The 18376-nt window shown below is 68.0% G+C and carries 17 protein-coding genes; 13 read left to right on the forward strand and 4 right to left on the reverse strand.

Annotated features, from left to right (window positions below; genetic code table 11):
* Positions 1–21: 21 nt before the first annotated feature.
* The 3 genes from AC07WC_RS14885 (at position 22) to AC07WC_RS14895 (ending at position 4699) form a co-directional block, all read left to right on the forward strand.
* On the forward strand, positions 22–522 hold the full coding sequence (locus AC07WC_RS14885) for an RNA polymerase sigma factor (protein WP_495210691.1): 501 nt from the start codon (positions 22–24) through the stop codon (positions 520–522).
* A gap of 134 nt (positions 523–656) precedes the next feature.
* Positions 657–1604, forward strand: a complete 948-nt coding sequence (locus AC07WC_RS14890; protein WP_495210692.1) for a FecR family protein — start codon at positions 657–659, stop codon at positions 1602–1604.
* 179 nt (positions 1605–1783) lie between these two features.
* Positions 1784–4699 (forward strand): TonB-dependent receptor, encoded by a 2916-nt coding sequence (locus tag AC07WC_RS14895; RefSeq protein WP_495210693.1) that lies wholly within the window; start codon positions 1784–1786, stop codon positions 4697–4699.
* Positions 4700–4790: 91 nt separating this feature from the next.
* On the opposite strand, the gene AC07WC_RS14900 is transcribed toward AC07WC_RS14895, so the two are convergent.
* On the reverse strand, positions 4791–5048 hold the full coding sequence (locus AC07WC_RS14900; RefSeq protein WP_495210694.1) for a DUF2789 domain-containing protein: 258 nt from the start codon (positions 5046–5048) through the stop codon (positions 4791–4793).
* A gap of 165 nt (positions 5049–5213) precedes the next feature.
* On the opposite strand from AC07WC_RS14900, the gene AC07WC_RS14905 reads away from it, so the two are divergent.
* The 5 genes from AC07WC_RS14905 to AC07WC_RS14925 all read left to right on the forward strand — a co-directional run bounded on the left by AC07WC_RS14905 (position 5214) and on the right by AC07WC_RS14925 (position 8246).
* Positions 5214–5798 carry a biliverdin-producing heme oxygenase gene (locus tag AC07WC_RS14905; protein WP_495210695.1) on the forward strand — a complete coding sequence of 195 codons (585 nt, stop codon included), beginning with the start codon at positions 5214–5216 and terminating at the stop codon, positions 5796–5798.
* A 49-nt stretch (positions 5799–5847) separates the two neighbouring features.
* Entirely contained in the window at positions 5848–6240 is a 393-nt protein-coding gene (locus AC07WC_RS14910; protein WP_495210696.1) for a YbaN family protein, read from the forward strand.
* A gap of 113 nt (positions 6241–6353) precedes the next feature.
* Complete coding sequence (gene exbB, locus AC07WC_RS14915) at positions 6354–7085, forward strand: tonB-system energizer ExbB (RefSeq protein ID WP_495210697.1); 732 nt, start codon at positions 6354–6356, stop codon at positions 7083–7085.
* A gap of 10 nt (positions 7086–7095) precedes the next feature.
* A complete protein-coding gene (exbD, locus tag AC07WC_RS14920; protein WP_495210698.1) occupies positions 7096–7521 on the forward strand; it encodes a TonB system transport protein ExbD in 426 nt (141 codons plus the stop codon).
* Complete coding sequence (locus AC07WC_RS14925) at positions 7518–8246, forward strand: energy transducer TonB (protein ID WP_495210699.1); 729 nt, start codon at positions 7518–7520, stop codon at positions 8244–8246. The genes exbD and AC07WC_RS14925 overlap by 4 nt, the downstream gene beginning before the upstream one ends.
* A 60-nt stretch (positions 8247–8306) precedes the next feature.
* Here the strand turns inward: AC07WC_RS14925 and AC07WC_RS14930 are convergent, their stop codons facing one another.
* Complete coding sequence (locus AC07WC_RS14930) at positions 8307–10334, reverse strand: sodium-translocating pyrophosphatase (protein ID WP_495210700.1); 2028 nt, start codon at positions 10332–10334, stop codon at positions 8307–8309.
* A 362-nt stretch (positions 10335–10696) separates the two neighbouring features.
* Here AC07WC_RS14930 and AC07WC_RS14935 point away from each other — a divergent pair, with 362 nt between their 5' ends.
* Positions 10697–11200, forward strand: a complete 504-nt coding sequence (locus tag AC07WC_RS14935; protein WP_495210701.1) for a hypothetical protein — start codon at positions 10697–10699, stop codon at positions 11198–11200.
* Positions 11201–11297: 97 nt separating this feature from the next.
* On the opposite strand, the gene AC07WC_RS14940 is transcribed toward AC07WC_RS14935, so the two are convergent.
* Positions 11298–12554: a 6-phosphofructokinase gene (locus AC07WC_RS14940; RefSeq protein ID WP_495210702.1), complete on the reverse strand. Its 1257-nt coding sequence runs from the start codon at positions 12552–12554 to the stop codon at positions 11298–11300.
* 141 nt (positions 12555–12695) lie between these two features.
* Between AC07WC_RS14940 and AC07WC_RS14945 the strand changes: the two genes are divergently transcribed.
* The 3 genes from AC07WC_RS14945 to AC07WC_RS14955 all read left to right on the forward strand — a co-directional run bounded on the left by AC07WC_RS14945 (position 12696) and on the right by AC07WC_RS14955 (position 15550).
* The gene (locus AC07WC_RS14945) at positions 12696–13259 is read left to right on the forward strand and encodes an adenylate kinase (protein WP_176988293.1); all 564 of its coding nucleotides are present in this window, start codon (positions 12696–12698) and stop codon (positions 13257–13259) included.
* Positions 13260–13594: 335 nt separating this feature from the next.
* Positions 13595–14959, forward strand: a complete 1365-nt coding sequence (gene mpl, locus AC07WC_RS14950) for a UDP-N-acetylmuramate:L-alanyl-gamma-D-glutamyl-meso-diaminopimelate ligase (RefSeq protein WP_495210703.1) — start codon at positions 13595–13597, stop codon at positions 14957–14959.
* Between the two features lie 12 nt (positions 14960–14971).
* Complete coding sequence (locus AC07WC_RS14955; RefSeq protein WP_495210704.1) at positions 14972–15550, forward strand: LON peptidase substrate-binding domain-containing protein; 579 nt, start codon at positions 14972–14974, stop codon at positions 15548–15550.
* Between the two features lie 51 nt (positions 15551–15601).
* Here AC07WC_RS14955 and AC07WC_RS14960 read toward each other — a convergent pair whose 3' ends face one another.
* Entirely contained in the window at positions 15602–17605 is a 2004-nt protein-coding gene (locus tag AC07WC_RS14960) for a bifunctional DedA family/phosphatase PAP2 family protein (protein WP_495210705.1), read from the reverse strand.
* A gap of 102 nt (positions 17606–17707) precedes the next feature.
* On the opposite strand from AC07WC_RS14960, the gene AC07WC_RS14965 reads away from it, so the two are divergent.
* Positions 17708–18370, forward strand: a complete 663-nt coding sequence (locus AC07WC_RS14965; RefSeq protein WP_495210706.1) for a protein kinase family protein — start codon at positions 17708–17710, stop codon at positions 18368–18370.
* Positions 18371–18376 lie beyond the last annotated feature (6 nt).

Below are 18376 nucleotides of genomic sequence, written 5' to 3' on the forward strand. Positions count from 1 at the left end.
CCCGCTTCGTGCAACCGGCCCATGTCTTCCAACGCCACCACCCTTACCGAGCTGTTGATCCGTGAACGCCCGGCGCTGTTGCGCCTGGTGCAGCGCATTCTGGGCAGCGATGGCGGCGCGGAGGATGTGATCCAGTCGATCTGGTTCAAGGCGCGCGGCGTCGACAGTGGCGCGCCGATCAGCAATCCCCGGGCCTACCTGTATCGGTTGGCGGCGAACCTCGCCACCGACCACGGCCGTGAACGCACCCGGCGCACGCGCCTGTTGGCCGAGCATTACCTGTGGGGGCCGGACGAGGTGCTCTCCACGGAAGAACAGGCGATGGCGCAGGACGAACTGCAGCGTGTGCTCGAGGCTGCCGAGCATCTGCCGGAGCCGACCCGCACGATCTTCCGCCTGAACCGCCTGCAGGGCATGACCCAGGTCGAGGTCGCCCGATGCCAGGGCGTGTCGGTGACGACCGTCGAAAACCACGTGCGCAGCGCCTTGCAGCGACTGGCCTGGGCGCGCAGCGGACGCTGAGCGGTACGCATCCGGGCTTGGGGAAGCCCGTTTCCCGTTCGTCTTGATCATAATGCCGTCCCTTCCGGCATCTTCTTCGTCCGCGCGTGACTGCGCACCCATCGCCAGCCATGAGCCCGCACGAAACGCCTCAGATGTCCCGACCCTTGCCGCCCTCCGACCCTGTTGCCGTCCAGGCCCGTGTCTGGATTGCCTGGCTGGCATCCGGTGCGGTGGAGCCGGTGCAGATGCAGGCGTTCGAGCAGTGGCTGGCCGAGCCGGAGAACCGCCGCACCTTCGAATACGAACGCCAACTCTGGCGCAGCCTCGGGCCGCGCCCGGCGCCGGCGGCTGCAGCTGCACGGCAACGGCGCGCGCGCTGGCCCGCCGTCGGGATGGCGACGGCCGCCCTGCTGGCACTGGCCTGGGTGGCACCGGAAGCATGGCTGCGGCTGCAGGCCGATCATCGCAGCGGGACCGTCATCCAGTCCGTGGCGCTGCCCGATGGCAGCCGCGCCGTGCTGGATGCCGACAGCGCCATCGCGGTCCGCTATGACGGACACGTGCGCCGCATCGCGCTGCTGCGCGGACAAGCCTGGTTCCACGTGACCTCCGATCCCGCGCGTCCGTTCCAGGTCGACGCGCAGGGCGGTGTGATCGAGGATATTTCCACGGCGTTCGCGGTCGCGCGCGAGGATGACCACGTGGATACCACGGTCGAACAGGGCCGGGTCCGGGTCGCGGCGGCCGATCGCGGCGGCTGGACTTACCTGGACGCGGGCCAGCGGGCGCGCTTCGCACCAGGCGGACGGGTCACGCGGCAGCAAGACGTCGCGCTGGATCGGATCGCCGCGTGGCGGCAGGGCGAGCTGCTGCTCGACGCGACCGGCGTCGAGGATGCGATCCGGCGCATCGCCCGTTACCGGGCCGGCGCGACCTTCGTGCGCGGGGATCTGTCAGCGTTGCCCGCGATCAACGCGGCCTTCCGCATCGACCGGCCGGAGCAGGCCCTGGATGCGTTGGCGGTCAGCGCCGGACTCAGCGTGACCCGGTTGCCGATGGGCGTGGCGATCGTCGCGCCGGCCAAGCCCACGCCGCAGTAGCGCCGCAGTGGCTGCCGGCTTGGGTCTGCAGGCCAGGACCCGCATTGGTCTTGGGGGCGCGCCCTGTTCATTCGTCTTATCCGGCATAACGTACCCGCCGCCGCCACGTACGTCCGCTGCATCCGCACTTCGTGCGGATGACCCGCCTCTGCGGCACTGATCTTTCGACAGGTTCTTCCATGCGTACTCCCACCCGCGCGGGCCATCGCCCGCGCCCGTCACGTCTCTGCATCGCCCTGCTCACCGCCGGCCTGGCCGCCGCGCCGGCATTGCCGGTGCTGGCCCAGTCCAGCCCGGCGTCCACTGCGGCAACCTTGCGTTTCGATATTCCTGCCCAGCCGTTGTCCGATGCGCTGCGCACCTACATGCGGCAGTCCGGGGTACAGGTCGCGTATCCGTCGGCACTGGCCGAGGGCGTGACCTCCACGGCGGTGGCCGGGCAGATGGACGCACAGGCGGCCTTGCTGCGCCTGCTGCAGGGCAGTGGGCTGAGCATGCGCCAGGTCGGACCGGCGGCGGTGACGCTGGAGCGCGCTGCGATGGCGGCCAGCGACGACGGCCTGATCGTCACCGACGCGCTGAGCGTGGCCGGTGATCGCATCGAAGGCGGCAGTGACGCCGAGCGCGCGCTGGACGTGTACCGCACGGCCGGTTCCAGCGCCTACATCGCCCGCGCCACCATCGAACGGTTCCGTGGCACCTCCACCGCGGACATCGTCAAGGGCGTGGCCGGTGTCACGGCAGGCGATCCGCGTACCGCCAACGCGCTGGACGTGAACATCCGTGGCATCCAGGGCCAGAGCCGCATTCCGGTGATCATCGACGGCGGGCAGTCGACCATGGATACCTACCGCGGCTACGCCGGCCAGTCGCAACGCACCTATCTCGATCCAGACCTGATCTCCAACATCACCATCACCAAGGGCCCGAGCCTGGGCGTCAACGCTTCCGGCGGCATCGGTGGCGTGGTCGAGATGGAGACGCTGAAGATCGAGGACGTGCTGCGCGATGGCCGCGACGCCGGGCTGCGCGTGCGCACCGGCATGGCCAACGCCAGCGCCAACAACGTGCCTGCCTACGACGCCGCACCGCGCACCGACCGCAGTGCGCTGGGCAGCCAGTTCTTCAACATCGCCACCGCCAAGCATTGGGACCGTTTCGACCTGGTCGCCGCATACGCATGGCGCGAGAACGGCAACTACTTCTCGGGCAAGCATGGCTATGACGATTTTCCACAGACCCGGCGCACGCTGGCGCCGTTGAATCCGCCGGACACCGAAGTGTTCAACACGTCCTCGCGCTCGGAATCGTTCCTGCTCAAGGGTACCTGGCGCATCGACGATGACCAGACGCTGGAAGCGGGCTATCGCCGTTACGAGGGCACTGCCGGCGAGATCATGGCCTCGCAGATCATCCGCGTGGATCGCGACCGCGTGCCGCAGTGGGATCCGGGCCATGTCGACATGGATGCCTACAACCTGCGCTACCGCTTCAATCCGGACAGCGAGCGGATCGATCTGAAGGCCAACCTCTGGTACACCGACGCCGACAGCCTGATGTACAACGGCCTGACCGGCATCACCCCGTGGTACTTCGATCGCCGCACCGAGTGGTACGACGGCCCCTCGTTCAACACCGATCCGGGCTACAAGGATGCCTATCGCAATGAGCTGACCCAGACCCGGCTCGGTTTCGACGTGGGCAACACCACGCATCTGGACGGCAGGGCCGGGCTGTTCACGCTGGACTACGGGCTGTCCTTCAGCGACGAGGACGTCGGGCCCGGACCGCACTCGCCGGTCATGCACGATGACCTGGTCAACAACCGCTTCCTGCGCAACGCCGAACGCAAGGAATACAGCGCGGTGGCCTCGGTCAAATGGCAGCCGGACGAGCATTGGGAAGTGGTGGTCGGTGGCCGCTACAACCGCGTCAACGTGCATGACCGCAATCGCCTGGCCACGCCGGACACCTATGCCGTGATCGGCCAGTACCGCTACACGCAGCTGCTCGATGGCAACCCGAATCTGCCGGCATGGCGCGCCAAGCGCATCGCCATGCTGAACTGGTACCCGGACGCCAATGCCCAGTTCACCGAGGCCTCGCTGCTGGCGTCGCCTTACGAGAAAGGCACGGTGGGCGACATCACCGGCTGGAACTTCTACGACGCTGATGACGCCGAGGACCTGAGCGTGCCGGTCAGCTGGACCTGGTCGCAGCCGATCCGGCGCCGCGACAGCGCGTTCATGCCCAGCGCCAGCGTTGCCTACCGCTTCGACGAAGACACGATGGTCTACGTCAAGTATGCCGAAGGCGTGAAGCTGCCGAGTCTGTTCGAAACCACCCTGGGCCTGTTCACCGCGGCCAAGCCGACCGGTGAGCTCAAGCCGGAGCGGGCAGGGACCTGGGAAGTCGGGGCGAGCACGGTACGCCACGGCCTGTTCACCGACGGCGACCAGGCCGGATTCAAGCTGGCCTACTTCAACACCCGCATCGATGACCTGATCACGCGCGACTACCGCACCCTGTCGGCCGGCCTGATCCGCAACGTGGACCGCTTCAAGGTCTCCGGCGTGGAGTTCCAGTCCAGCTATGACAGCGGCACCCTGTTCGCCGATCTGTCCGCCCATTACTACATCCAGGCCAAGACCTGCGCGCCGGACATCGCCGCCGAGCGCCGCGTCTACGGTATCCAGCGGAAGATCGAAGAGCTGAAGAACACGCCGGACTGCGTGGATGGGGGCTTCGAAGGGTCCTACAGCAACACCCAGAACCCGCCGCGCTACAACGTCAACCTGACCCTGGGCTCGCGTCTGTTCGAGCAGCGCCTGAGCGTCGGTACCCGGGTGATCCACAACGCCGGCCCGACCAGCACGCTGGACAAGGAATGGAACGTCGGCCTGTCGGCGATCCAGCAGCTGTACCGCCCGGCGACCATCGTGGACCTGTTCGCCAGTTGGCAGGCCAGCGAACAGTTCGCGGTGGATCTCAACGTGGACAACCTGACCGATCGCTACTACCTCGATCCCTTGGCGCTGGGCGTGATGCCCGCACCGGGCCGGACCGTGCGGCTGGCGCTGACCTACCGCTACTGATGCCCAGGCACGCAGGGGCCGGCATTGCCGGCCCCTGCGTGCATCCGGCCTGCCCATGCGGCGCCGGCCGGCATCAGATTCCCACGTACGCTCAGCCGGCGTTGGCCTGCGCGGTCGCATCGGCGTGCAGGGCTTCGCTGAGCTCATCGACCACAATCGCCCACTCCGCATCCGAGCGCAGCTGCTCGGTCAGGAACTGGCGCTGCCCGTCATTCCAGTACGGCGCTTCGATCTGGCGGATATCGTTGGACAGCTGGTGGTCGCGGATGAAGGCGGCGATCGCCTCCTCGCTGGCGTCCAGCCCGAGCTGCAGGAACAGATTGGTCATGCGTGGTTCGGTGGTGATCATCGTGTCATTCCAGTGGCAGGGCGTGGCCCGTATTATCGGGGCAAGGCCGTGACGGTGGCATGTGACGGACGCAACGCTCCCCGCGCGACAATGGGCTTGGGGTTGCAGCCGTGACAGACGTCTTCAACAGAGAACCGTGTCCCACTCCCCCATCCAAGCATTGCCATGATCGTCATCGATACTCCCCAAGCCACCCGCAGCCAACGCCTCAAGATCGCCACCCGCGACAGCCACGGCGCGCTGGACAAACGCATCATGGCCGGCGACATCTTCGCCAGCCGCGACCTGTTCGCCCGTTTCCTGCGCGTGCAGTACCGCTTCCACCGCGATATCGACGCGCTGTACGGCAACCCCGCGCTGGATGCAGTGCTGCCCGACCTGGGGGAACGCCGCCGGCTGCCGCTGATCGCGCGCGACCTGGCCGACCTGGAGCAGACCCTGCCGCAGGGCTCCACGCCCCTGGATGGCGACCTGCCACTGCCGGCCGCACTCGGCTGGCTGTACGTGGCCGAAGGCTCCAACCTGGGCGGTACCGTGCTGTACAAGATGGCGGCCCGGCTGGGCCTGGACAGCAACTTCGGTGCCCGCCACCTGGCGGCCCACCCCGATGGTGCCGCGCGGCATTGGCGCGAGTTCACCGCGGCACTCGATGGCGTTGCGCTCACCGAGGCACAGGAGCAGCAGGTGATCGATGCGGCCGATACTGCCTTCCGCAGCGTGCACGGCCACGTTGAAGAGGAGTTTGCATGACCGTTGCTTGCCCCGGCCCCGCCGTGCCGGGCCTCCACGGCCATCCGTGATGCGCTGGCTCTGGTTCGGCCTGGGCTGGATCATGGTGGCGCTGGGCGTCATCGGCGCGCTGCTGCCGGTGATGCCGACCACGATTTTCCTGATCCTGGCCGTCGGCTGCTTCGCCCGCAGCTCGCCGAAGTTCGAACGTCGGCTGCTCGAGCATCCCCGTTATGGTCCACCGCTGCGCCTGTGGCGCGAGCAGGGCGCGATCAGCCGCAAGGGCAAGGCGTTCGCCGGCGCCGGCATGGCAGTCGGCTTCGTCATGTTCTGCTGGGGCGCGCATCCGTCCTGGCCGCTGTTGCTGGGCGTCGGCCTGTTCTTCGCCGCCAGTGCCGCGTATGTACTGTCGCGGCCTGCACCGCGGCCATTGGCCACGCCGGATCGCCCGTCCGAGCCCTGAACGAGCTGCCTGACGGCGCCTGGTTCCACTGCCTCACTTTCGATGCTTCTCCGCCCTTTACCTGCCTCCGGCCCTGCGCGGCGCCGCGATGCTCCTGACAGACGACCCCGCCCATGACCCTGCCGATCGATGTTCCTGCCGCCGTGGCGGCACTGCCGCATGACCTGACCCCCTGGGGCATGTACCAGGCCGCCGACGGCGTGGTGCAGACCGTGATGATCGGACTGGCACTCGCCTCGATCGCTACCTGGACGGTGCTGGTCGCCAAGACCTGGGAGCTGGCCCGGCAGCGTATGCGGTTGCGGCAGGCCCGCGCGCTGCTGCTGCAGGCCGCGCATCTGCCGGTGGCGCAGACGCACCCGCTGCTGGACGCTGGCGCGGCGCATGACCTGATCGATGCGGCCCGGACCGAGCTGCGCCTCTCGCAGGACGCGCCCGATCCGACCGGGATCAAGGAGCGCGTCGCCTCGCGGCTGGAGCGCATCGAACTGGCGCATGCACGGCAGCTGCGCACCGGGGTCGGCCTGCTGGCCAGCATTGGTGCGATCGCCCCGTTCGTCGGCCTGTTCGGTACGGTGTGGGGGATCATGAACAGTTTCATCGGCATCGCCCACGCCAACACCACCAACCTGGCCGTGGTCGCGCCGGGCATTGCCGAGGCGTTGCTCGCCACGGCGCTGGGCCTGGTCGCAGCGATTCCCGCGGTGGTGATCTACAACCACTTCACCCGCGTGCTGGCCGGCATCCGCGGCCTGCTCGGTGATCTCTCCGCGGGTGTACAGCAACTGGTGTCGCGCGATCTGGATCGGCTCGGCAGCGCGCCTGCCGCGCGCGACGCGCGCTGAGGGGGCGATCATGGCGATCAAGACCGCCCGGCACGATGACGACGCGCTGCAGGAGAGCCACGAGATCAACGTCACGCCCTTCATCGATGTGATGTTGGTGCTGCTGATCATCTTCATGGTCGCCGCGCCGCTGGCCACCGTGGACACACCGGTGGACCTGCCGGCCAGCACCGCGCAGCCGCGGCCGCGCGAGGCCGAGCCGGTGTTCCTCTCGGTACAGGCCGATCTGTCACTGAGCGTCAACGACATGCCGGTCGGCCGTGATGGCCTGAAAGCCGCACTGGAGCGACTGACCGCCGGTGACCACGAGCAGCGCATCTACATGCGCGCCGATCAGGCGGTGCCCTATGGCGAGCTGATGCAGGCGATGAACACCCTGCGCACCGCCGGGTATCGCAAGGTCGCGCTGGTCGGCCTGGAACAGCGCCGCGAATGAGCCGCGACACAGCCGCGACGCTGCGCTGGGTGGGCAGCCTGGTCCTCGTGTTGGCCGTGCACGGCGCGCTGATCGGTGGCGCGCTGTGGTGGCAGCAGCGCACCCCGTTGCTGGTCAGTGACACGCCGGTGGAAGCGGTGATGGTGGAACTGGCGCCGGTGCCGGAGGCGCCGACCGCACCCCCGAAGGACATCCCGCCGGGGCCGCTGCAGCAGGAACAGCATCGTCCCGAGCCGACGCCGGTGCCGAAGATCGATCTGCCGCCGGATGACAGCCCCGACGCGCAGGACGTGGTGCGGCGCGAGAAGCCGCGCGAAGAAGACCCGACCGACCAGCACAATGTCGAGCAGACGCTGGCACCGCCGGCGGTGTCCGCACGCGCGGCCGAGCGCTATGCCGCCACGCAGACCGTGGCCGGTCGCCAGGGCAGCGCAGCGGTTACCTGGCAGGGCCTGCTGCTCGGCCATCTGGAACAGTACCGGCGGTATCCGCGCCAGGCCGAGCGCCTGCGCCAGCAGGGCGTGGCCTACGTGCGCTTCTCGGTGGACCGGCAGGGAAATGCCTCCAACATCCGGCTCGGCCAGAGCAGCGGGCATCCGCTGCTGGACGAGGAAACCCTGGCCACGGTACGCCGCGGCAGCCCGTTGCCCGCTCCCCCCGCCGAGGTCATCGGCGATCCGGTGGAGGTCATGGTGCCGGTGACGTTCTTCATCCGGCGGCGTTGACGGCGGGTGGTGGGGCGCGGCACGGACGTGCTGGCATGAGGCCAGCACGTCCGCGGTGACTCAGAGCAGCGGCACCAGCAGCAGCGCGACGATGTTGATGATCTTGATCAGCGGATTGATCGCCGGACCGGCGGTGTCCTTGTACGGGTCACCGACGGTATCGCCGGTTACCGCGGCCTTGTGCGCCTCGCTGCCCTTGCCGCCGAAGTGGCCATCCTCGATGTACTTCTTGGCGTTGTCCCAGGCGCCGCCGCCGGTGGTCATCGAGATCGCCACGAACAGGCCGGTGACGATGGTGCCGATCAGCAGGCCACCGAGCGCGCGTGGCCCGAGCAGGAGGCCGACCACCACCGGCACCGCGACCGGCAACAGCGAGGGGATGATCATTTCGCGGATCGCCGAGCGGGTCAGCATGTCCACCGCGCGGTCGTACTGCGGTTTGCCGGTACCTTCCATGATTCCGGGGATCTCGCGGAACTGGCGGCGCACTTCTTCCACCACCGCCCCGGCCGCGCGGCCCACGGCCTCCATCGCCATCGCACCGAACAGGTAGGGAATCAGGCCGCCGATCAGCAGGCCGATGATCACCTCATGGTTGGACAGGTCGAAAGCGAAGGTCACCCCCGGATTGGCGGCCTGCAGGTTGTGTGTGTAGTCGGCGAACAGCACCAGCGCGGCCAGCGCCGCCGAACCGATCGCATAGCCCTTGGTCACCGCCTTGGTGGTGTTGCCGACCGCATCCAGAGGATCGGTGATGTCGCGGATCTCCGGCGGCAGTTCGGCCATCTCGGCGATACCGCCGGCGTTGTCGGTGATCGGACCGTAGGCATCGAGCGCGACGATCATCCCGGCCATCGAGAGCATCGCCGTAGCGGCGATGGCAATGCCGTACAGCCCACCGAAGGAGTGCGCCAGCCAGATCGCCACGCACACCGCGATCACCGGCAGGGCGGTGGATTTCATCGAGACACCGAGGCCGGCGATGATGTTGGTGCCATGCCCGGTGGTGGAGGCCTGCGCCACGTGCTGCACCGGCTTGTACTGGGTGCCGGTGTAGTACTCGGTGATCCACACGATCAACCCGGTCAGCACCAGCCCGATCAACGCGCAGAAATACAGGTTCAGCGCGCCATGCGCGTTGTCCGGCATGAGCTGCGTGGTGATCGGGTAGAACGCGATCGCCGCCAGCACGCCGGACACGATCACGCCCTTGTACAGCGCACCCATGATCGAGCCGCCCGGCTTCACCTTGACGAACAGCGCGCCGACGATCGAGGCGATGATCGAGACACCCCCCAGCACCAGCGGATACAGCACCGCGTTGGTACCGGCCTCGGCGATCATCAGATTGCCGAGCAGCATCGTGGCGATCACGGTGACCGCGTAGGTCTCGAACAGGTCGGCGGCCATGCCGGCGCAGTCGCCGACGTTGTCGCCCACGTTGTCGGCGATCACCGCCGGGTTGCGCGGATCATCCTCGGGAATGCCGGCCTCGACCTTGCCCACCAGGTCCGCGCCGACGTCGGCGCCCTTGGTGAAGATGCCGCCGCCCAGTCGCGCGAAGATCGAGATCAGCGACGAGCCAAACGCCAGCCCGACCAGCGCATGCAGCGTCTGCGCGACATCCAGGCCCAGCTTCAGCAGCAGCGCGTAATACCCGGCCACGCCGAGCAGGCCCAACCCCACCACCAGCATGCCGGTGATCGCACCGCCGCGGAAGGCGACGTCCATGGCCGCACCCAGGCCGTTGCGGGCGGCCTCGGCCGTGCGCACGTTGGCACGCACGGAGACGTTCATGCCGATGTAGCCGGCCGCGCCGGAGAGCACGGCGCCGATCGCGAAGCCGATCGCGGTGTACCAGCTGAGGAAGATGCCGACCAGCACGAACAGCACGGCACCGGCGATGGCGATGGTCAGGTATTGGCGGTTGAGATAGGCGCGCGCGCCTTCCTGGATGGCGGCGGCGATTTCCTGCATGCGGGCATTGCCAGCCGGTTGCCGGAGGATCCAGCGTGCCGACACGATGCCGTAGAGAATCGCGAGGATGGCGCAGAACAGCGCCAGAGAAAGCCCGTAACGTTCCAGCATGTCCCCTCCCGGGTGATGGAATGACATCCAGTGAACGGATGAACTTCTCCACGCGGGGGCACAACGGGCTGCAACCATGAACCAACCCGTTCAGACCGTGCCCGGTCGTCAAGCGTGTGGCGGTGTTCAGCAATCCCTGGTGGGCCGAGTATGCGGGCAAATCCTCGCTGCATGCCAGCAAGGATTACAAACCGCATGCGTGAGGCCGAACTGTCAGTGACATGGGGAACGCCGACCAGTGGCATGGGTAGTGCCGGCCGCTGGCCGGCAACCACGCAGATCCGGACGACGGGCCGTCTTTGCCACGCCGTTCAGCCACCCACTGGCAGCCTCGGCCCATCCCCAGCCGTTGGAGTCCTGCCATGCCCCCCCGTCATCTGTTGTGGCTGGCCCTGTTGCCCGCCGTGTCCTCTTTCGCCGCCGAGACCCCCGAACTGCAGCGCGCCGCGGGCACCCCGCAGGCGGTGGGCGCGGCCCACACCCTGCGCCAGATTCCCGAAGCCTGCGCGCGGCTGGAAGGCGTGTTCACCGGCGAAGCGGCCCAGCCGTACAAATTCGCCGTGGTGCGTACCAGCGAGCAGTGCCAGCCGCGGGCCCGCTTCGTCGACTACGACAAGGCGCAGCCCAGCGAAGCCAAGGGCTGGAAACTCAACGATGTGATCCGCGTGCCGAATGCGTCATGCCCGGCGCAGCAGGCCGTCGTCCGTGTGTGGCGCATGCCGGTCACCACCAAGCCCGAGCTGGATGGCCAAGGCCAGTCGCGCATCTACCTGGAAGATGCCAAGAAGCAGGCCGCGGCCGGCAAGATCGCCCAGGTGCCGATGTTCGCCGCGCAGATGAAGGTCGAAGGCAAGGCCTGCAACTGACCTGACCACACACCGGTAGTGCCGGCCGCTGGCCGGCTCCCCGGACGCTGCCGGGGACACCGCGGTGCCGGCGAGCGGCCGGCACCCGTCTGGTCGATTACGCCTCGAACGCGGGCAGCTTCTTCTTGACCGCCACGTTCTTCAGCGTCACGTACTTCGGCAGTCCATCGGGCCCGTACGGCAACGGTGCTTCCCCCTTGATCAGCGGGGCCAGGTAGGCGCGGGCTTTCTCGGTGATGCCGAAGCCATCGCGCCGGATGAAGCCGGCCGGCATCTTCTTCTCGTGATTGGCCACCTTGTGCAGCGGCGCGGCCTCGATCTTCCAGCGATACGGTTTATCGCTGGTGCGCACGATCACCGGCATCACCGCGTTCTGGCCCTTCAGCGCGAACTGCACCGCGGCCTTGCCAACCGCCTGCGCCTGTTCCCAGTCGGTCTTCGAGGCGATGTGCCGCGCCGAGCGCTGCAGGTAGTCGGGCAGGGTCCAGTGGACTTTGTAGCCCAGCGCATCCTTGATCCGGGCCGCCAGCTGCGAAGCGACGCCGCCCAGCTGGGTATGCCCGAACGAATCGGTGCCGCCGCCGGCATCGGCGACGAAGCGTCCATCGGCGGTCTGGATGCCTTCGGAAGCGACCACCACGCAGTAGCCCACGCGCTTGACCACCTGTTTCACCTTGGCCAGGAACGCGGCCTCGTCATAGGCCCGCTCGGGCAGCAGGATGATGTGCGGGGCGTCGTCGGCGCCCTGGCCGGCCAGGCCTGCGGCCGCGGCAAGCCAGCCGGCGTGGCGGCCCATGGCCTCGTAGACGAACACTTTGGTCGAGGTCTCGGCCATCGCGGCCACGTCCAGCGCGGCTTCGCGCACGGAGACGGCGGTGTATTTGGCCGCCGAGCCGAAGCCCGGGCAGGTGTCGGTCACGGCCAGGTCGTTGTCGATCGTCTTGGGCACGCCGATGCAGGTCAGGTCGTAGTCGAAGGCCTTGGCCAGCTGGGAGACCTTCCAGGCGGTATCGGCCGAATCATTGTCGCCGTTGTAGAGGAACCAGCGCACGTCATGGGCGCGCAGCACCTCGAGCAGGCGCTCGTACCTGCCGCGGTCGGCCTCCAGCGATTTGAGTTTGTAGCGGCACGAGCCGAACGCACCGCCCGGGGTGTGGGCGAGGGCGGCGATGGCGGCGGCAGTCTCCTTGGAGGTGTCGATCAGGTCTTCGCGGAGCGCGCCGAGGATGCCGTTGCGCGCGGCCAAGACCTTGATTCCTTTGGCCCTGGCCGTGCTGATGACCGCCGAAGCGGTGGCATTGATGACGGCGGTGACGCCGCCTGACTGGGCGTAGAGCAGGGTACCGTTGGGCATGGTGCGACCTTGGTCTGGGGGAAGGACATTGCAGAGACATTACCGGTATGGGGTAAAGTGCGCGTATTGCGGTGCAGCGTGATTGTGGACAATCCCGGGGCGCGCGCCCTTCCATTTTCTTACCAAGTTGGAGTCAGGTTGATGCGATTGGTTCTGTTGGGACCGCCCGGTTCGGGCAAGGGGACACAGGCGACGCGCCTGAAGGAACACCTGTCGATTGCGCACATTTCCACCGGCGACCTGCTGCGTGCCGAAGTGGCCGCCGGCACCGAGCTGGGCAAGCAGGCCAAGGCCGTGATGGATGCCGGCAACCTGGTGTCCGATGACATCCTGCTGGGCATGCTCGAGTCGCGCCTGGGCCAGGACGACGTGGCCAAGGGCTTCATCCTCGACGGTTACCCGCGCAACGTGGCCCAGGCCAACGCGCTGGACGCCCTGCTGGCCAAGATCGGCCAGCCGCTGGATGCCGTCGTGCAGCTGGACGTGCCGACCGAACTGCTGGTCGAGCGCATCGCCGGCCGCGCTGCCGAACAGGGCCGCGCCGATGACAACCCCGAGTCCGTGCGCCAGCGCCTGCAGGTCTACAACGACCAGACCGCGCCGGTGGTGGATTTCTATGCCGGCCGCGGCACGCTTGCACGCGTGGATGGCGTGGGCGAACTGAACGACGTGGAAGCGCGCATCCGCGCCGCGATCCAGGCCTGATGCCGGTCGGTGCCGCTACGGCGGCACCGTGCCCGCAAGGCGTTTGCCGGGCCCCGGAAACACACACGCCCGGCCCCCGAAGGGACCAGGCGTGTGGTTTGAAGGTGCCAGCGAGCGGGCTTGCTCAGAGCCCCGCAGCATGAGCCCCCCTGGGGATGGCCTCTTGGGGAGTAGGACCAATGGGGTACTGCGGCTGGCCAGTCGAATTGTGTCCATCTTCACAGAATGGCGCTATCGGGAATTCCCCGACACCGCGCTGGACTTTTCCGATAGTCGACTAGGAGTTGTCTGACGGCGATCTCCATCGACGATGGTGATCGGCGACAATCGTACGCATGAGCACGATCCACATCCTTGGCATTGCAGGCACTTTCATGGGCGGCGTGGCCGCGCTGGCACGCGAGAAGGGCCATACGGTCCGCGGCAGCGACCAGGCGATCTACCCGCCGATGTCCACCCAGCTCGAACGCCTGGGCATTGCCCTGGCCCCGGGCTACCGCGCCGACAGCGTGGCGCCGGACTGCGACGAGGTGGTGATCGGCAATGCGCTGTCGCGCGGCAATCCCGCCGTGGAAGCGGTCCTGGACGCCGGCCAGCGCTACATCTCCGGGGCCCAGTGGCTGTCCGGGCAGGTGCTGCCGGGCCGCGACACCCTGGCCGTGGCGGGCACCCACGGCAAGACCACCACCACCACCATCCTCACCTGGCTGCTGCACAGCGCCGGGCGTGAGCCGGGCTTTCTGATCGGGGGCGTGGCGGAGGATTTCGGCGTGTCCGCGCGCATCGGCAGCGGCCGCGAGTTCGTGGTCGAGGCTGACGAGTACGACACCGCGTTCTTCGACAAGCGCAGCAAGTTCGTGCACTACCGGCCGCTGGTGGCGATCCTCAACAACCTCGAATACGACCACGCCGACATCTTCCCGGACGTGGCCGCGATCCAGCGTCAGTTCCACCACCTGATCCGCACCGTGCCCGCGCGCGGGCGCCTGATCGTCAATGGCGAAGATGCCTATCTCGCCGAGGTGCTGGCGATGGGCTGCTGGACCCCGGTGGAGCGCTTCGGCTTCGATCCTTCGCTGGAATGGCATGCAGAGCTGGTCGAAGCCGACGGCAGCGTGTTCGTGGTGCACCATCGCGGGCAGCGCGTCGGTGAAGTGCGCTGGTCGCTGCTCGGTCGCCACAACGTGCTCAACGGGCTGGCCGCGCTGGCCGCCGCGCATGCAGTGGGCGTCGAACTGGCCTCGGTGATCCCCGCGCTGGCCGCGTTCCGCAGCGTCAAGCGTCGGCTGGAAGTGATCGGCCAGGCGCGCGACATCACGATCTACGACGACTTCGCGCACCACCCGACCGCGATCCGCACCACCCTCGATGGTCTGCGTGCCAGGGTCGGTGATGCTCGCATCGTGGTCGCGATGGAACCGCGCAGCAATTCCATGCGGCTGGGTGCACACGCGCAGGCGCTGGCCCCCTCGCTCGATGGCGCCGACGCCGTGGTGTTCCTGCATCGCCCGGAGCTGGCCTGGGATGCCGCTGGCGTGATCGCCGCGGTGCGCGGTGAGGCCCATGCGGTGCCTGATACCGATGCCCTGCTGGCCCAACTGGCTGCGATCACGGTGCCGGGCGACCACGTGGTGTTCATGTCCAACGGCGGTTTCGACGGTGCGCCGCGGCGTTTCCTGGCGCAGCTGCAGCAACCCTGAGCGTCCCTGGCCATGATGGATACCGCGTCACTGCCCCTGTTTCCGCTGCACACGGTGCTGCTGCCGGGCGCTGCGCTGGGCCTGCGGGTGTTCGAGCGCCGCTATCTGGACATGCTGCGCGAATGCAGCCGTGCGGGCACCGCGTTTGGTGTCTGCCTGATCCTGGACGGGGAGGAGGTCGGGGCACCCGCACGGCCGGCCGCTTATGGGGTCGAAGCGCGCATCGAGGATTTCGACGTGGGCGCCGATGGCGTGCTGGTGCTGCGCCTGCGTGGCCAGCGCCGCTTCCACGTGGATCGCACGCGCGTACGCGACAACGGCCTGATCATCGCCGATGTTACTTGGTGTGCGGCCGACAGCGACGATGAGCTGCAACCCGAACACGCGCTGATGGCGACTGTGCTGGAGCACATCATCGAGCAGGCCGGTGCGGCCTTCGCCCCGGTCAGTCCGGCGCAGATGGAGCAGGCCAGCTGGGTCGGCTGGCGCCTGGCCGAACTGCTGCCGCTGCAGGACGCGCAGCGGCTGCACCTGTTGCAGCAGGATGACCCGCACCAGCGGATGCAGGCATTGCTGGACTGGATGCCGTAACGCGGGGCGTCGCTTCGCTGCCCCAACGGCCGGGGCATCCCCGGCGCTATCTCATTCCGCGGCGGGCATGCGCACGCGCAGCACCGGCATCTGCGTATCCGGATGCGTGTCGACCTGCTGCGGCAGGCCATCCAGTGCCTGGCGCACCGCATTGAGCGACGGGTCGATGCCACGCATCGGCCGCCACATGCCGATCAGGCCGAAGTGCTGCTGGTAGTGCAGGGTCTGTGCGCTGCCCAGCCACAACGGCTCATCCACGGGTGCCGACAGCCGGGCCGGGGCCGGCCACAGGCGCAGCGCGAAGATCTCGTTGGGTGCATTGCCCGCACGCAGCATCAGCAGCGATTCGACCTGGGTGTCCAGCGTGGCCGGCAGCACCGGCACGGTGTCCTTGTCGCCGGATTTGTCGAGCATCAGCAGCGCCTGCTCCCAGCCCGCCTGCGGCTGCACGCGCCAGCCCTGGCTTTCCAGACGGCGCTGCAGCGGTGCCAGCGGTCCCGCCACCTGCACGTCCAGCGGCCAGCGCTGATCGTCATCGAATTCATTGCGGCGCGAGGGCAGGTGCTGCCACTCGGTCGACCACCACGCCTGCGCATCCAGCGGCGCCGGGGTCGGTTGCGCCGGTTCGAAACGCGCCAGTTTGATCGGAATGTTGCGCGGCGCGTACCAGAGCGCGGCCACCGCGAAGGTGCCGTAGAACAGCCACGCCACCGGCTTGACCCAGAACGAGCGGTTGAAGCGGCGGCGGTAGGCGATGCCCAGCACCAGCAGCCAGAACAGGCCGAACAGCATGCCGCCGATCACATCGCTCAGCCAATGCGCGCCAAGGTAGATGCGGGCGAAGCCGATCAGGCTGACGATGATGCCCGACAGCAGGTAAGGCCACACGCGGGTGCGCCCGGGCAGTTCGCGCGCGATCAACACGGCGAAGAAGCCGAAGGTGATCGTGGCCATCGTCACCGACACCGACGGGAAGCCGAAGCCGCTGCTCGCATCCGGCGGGCGGACCACGTCCACCGTCGCGCCGAGCAGCTTGCACAGGGCCAGGCCGAAGGCCAGCGCAGCCAGCCAGTGGCCGGCGGCCATCCAGCGCCGACGCCAGACCAGATAGCCCATGCCCGCCGCCGTCGCCGGCAACAGGACCTGCCACGCGCCCAGCGAGGCCAGCGCCGCCATCGGGTAATCGGCCAGCGGATTGCGCAGGGCCAGCATGGCGTGATGCACGGCCAGATCGATGCTCAGCGGTTTGCCATGGGCGACCACCGCCATCAGCAGGGCGAACCAGCCCCAGCCGAGCAGCAGCAGCATCACCGCCAGCATCGCCAGCGGGACCGACTCACGCCGCTGCGGGTCGAACACCGCCACCGAGTAGCGGCCCAGGGTCGGGTGGCGCTGCGACCAGTTCAGCAACGTGGCCAGCCAACTGTCCATGCGCGAGGCCGACCAGCGGTAGCCGTACAGCACGATCGCCCAGACCAGGCCCATGATCACACCGAGCAGGCCCAGCACCATCACCAGCCGCCCGGCAACCGCGGCAACCGCGTCGTAGGCCTCGCCAAGCACCCAGCCGGGCGCCAGGAACAGCACCGCCCAGGACAGACTGGCGATGCAGCTGGCCTGGATATAGCGCGACAGCGGCATCTTCATCATGCCGGCGATGGCCGGCACGAACGGACGGATCGCGCCGACATAGCGCGCCACCAGGATGCTCTTGAACGCATTGCGGCGGAACATCGTCTCGCCGCGATCAAGCAGTTGCGGGTACTTGCTGAACGGCCAGAAGCCGCGCAGGCGATCGCCCCAGCGCCGGCCAACCCAGTAGCTGATGCCGTCACCGGCAAACGCGCCCAGGGCTGCGCATGCCACGGCGTACGGCCCGGAGATCTGGCCCAGGCCAATGAACACACCGACGGCGAACAGCAGCGGCAACGCGGGCACGATCGCGCCCAGCACGATGACCGCATCGCAGAAGGCGATGAGGAAGATGACCGCGCCGGCAAGCACGGGGTGAGCTGAGATCCACGCAAGCGTGGCATCGATCCATGACGAGTCCATCGGGGGATTATAGGGGGGGCAAAGTGACTGACTGCCGGCCAGACGCCGGCAATGTGCGGCATCTGCAGTGAATGAACGCGATCAGCCGCCTAGAATGGCGGCATGACACGCCCTGCCGACGCCGCCCCGACCGCCCTCAAAGCCGACAGTTTCGGCCGCATCCTGCTGATGGAGCGGGACGGCCAGCGCTTCGTGCGCCGTGATCTGGAGGCCACCCCCTGGTGGCTGCGCCTGCCCGCATGGTGGTTGGCGCGGCGCGAGGCACGCGCGCTGGCGCATCTGGATGGCATGCCCGACACCCCGCGCCTGCTGGACTGGAACGGGCGCTGGCTGGACCGCAGCTTCATGGCCGGTGATGCCATGTACCAGCGTCCGCCGCAGGGCGACCTGGCGTACTTCCGTGCCGCCCGCCGATTGCTGCAGCAGGTGCACCGCCATGGCATCGCGCACAACGACCTGGCCAAGGAAGCCAACTGGCTGGTACGCGAAGACGGTTCGCCGGCGCTGATCGATTTCCAGCTGGCGGTGATCGGCAACCCGCGCTCGCGCTGGATGCGCTTGCTGGCCCGCGAAGACCTGCGCCATCTGCTCAAGCACAAGCGCATGTACTGCCGGCAGTACCTGACGCCGGTGGAGAAGCGGCTGCTCAAGCGCACCTCGTGGGTGCGCGATCTGTGGTTCCGCACCGGCAAGCCGGTCTACCGCTTTGTCACCCGGAAGATCCTGCACTGGGAAGACAACGAAGGGCAGGGGCCGAAGCCGTGACGGCAG

Source organism: Stenotrophomonas sp. GW821-FHT01H02A (genome assembly GCF_059422145.1).

What these genes read in the sequence shown, in the direction of transcription:
- AC07WC_RS14910 (WP_495210696.1), top strand. Translation starts at nt 5,848, where the DNA reads ATGCGCTGGCTCTGGTTCGGCCTGGGCTGGATCATGGTGGCGCTGGGC.
- AC07WC_RS14885 (WP_495210691.1), top strand. Translation starts at nt 22, where the DNA reads ATGTCTTCCAACGCCACCACCCTTACCGAGCTGTTGATCCGTGAACGC.
- AC07WC_RS14955 (WP_495210704.1), top strand. Translation starts at nt 14,972, where the DNA reads ATGATGGATACCGCGTCACTGCCCCTGTTTCCGCTGCACACGGTGCTG.
- mpl (WP_495210703.1), top strand. Translation starts at nt 13,595, where the DNA reads ATGAGCACGATCCACATCCTTGGCATTGCAGGCACTTTCATGGGCGGC.
- AC07WC_RS14935 (WP_495210701.1), top strand. Translation starts at nt 10,697, where the DNA reads ATGCCCCCCCGTCATCTGTTGTGGCTGGCCCTGTTGCCCGCCGTGTCC.
- AC07WC_RS14930 (WP_495210700.1), bottom strand. Translation starts at nt 10,334, where the DNA reads ATGCTGGAACGTTACGGGCTTTCTCTGGCGCTGTTCTGCGCCATCCTC.
- AC07WC_RS14940 (WP_495210702.1), bottom strand. Translation starts at nt 12,554, where the DNA reads ATGCCCAACGGTACCCTGCTCTACGCCCAGTCAGGCGGCGTCACCGCC.
- AC07WC_RS14905 (WP_495210695.1), top strand. Translation starts at nt 5,214, where the DNA reads ATGATCGTCATCGATACTCCCCAAGCCACCCGCAGCCAACGCCTCAAG.
- exbB (WP_495210697.1), top strand. Translation starts at nt 6,354, where the DNA reads ATGACCCTGCCGATCGATGTTCCTGCCGCCGTGGCGGCACTGCCGCAT.
- AC07WC_RS14965 (WP_495210706.1), top strand. Translation starts at nt 17,708, where the DNA reads ATGACACGCCCTGCCGACGCCGCCCCGACCGCCCTCAAAGCCGACAGT.
- AC07WC_RS14960 (WP_495210705.1), bottom strand. Translation starts at nt 17,605, where the DNA reads ATGGACTCGTCATGGATCGATGCCACGCTTGCGTGGATCTCAGCTCAC.
- AC07WC_RS14925 (WP_495210699.1), top strand. Translation starts at nt 7,518, where the DNA reads ATGAGCCGCGACACAGCCGCGACGCTGCGCTGGGTGGGCAGCCTGGTC.
- AC07WC_RS14895 (WP_495210693.1), top strand. Translation starts at nt 1,784, where the DNA reads ATGCGTACTCCCACCCGCGCGGGCCATCGCCCGCGCCCGTCACGTCTC.
- exbD (WP_495210698.1), top strand. Translation starts at nt 7,096, where the DNA reads ATGGCGATCAAGACCGCCCGGCACGATGACGACGCGCTGCAGGAGAGC.
- AC07WC_RS14900 (WP_495210694.1), bottom strand. Translation starts at nt 5,048, where the DNA reads ATGATCACCACCGAACCACGCATGACCAATCTGTTCCTGCAGCTCGGG.
- AC07WC_RS14945 (WP_176988293.1), top strand. Translation starts at nt 12,696, where the DNA reads ATGCGATTGGTTCTGTTGGGACCGCCCGGTTCGGGCAAGGGGACACAG.
- AC07WC_RS14890 (WP_495210692.1), top strand. Translation starts at nt 657, where the DNA reads ATGTCCCGACCCTTGCCGCCCTCCGACCCTGTTGCCGTCCAGGCCCGT.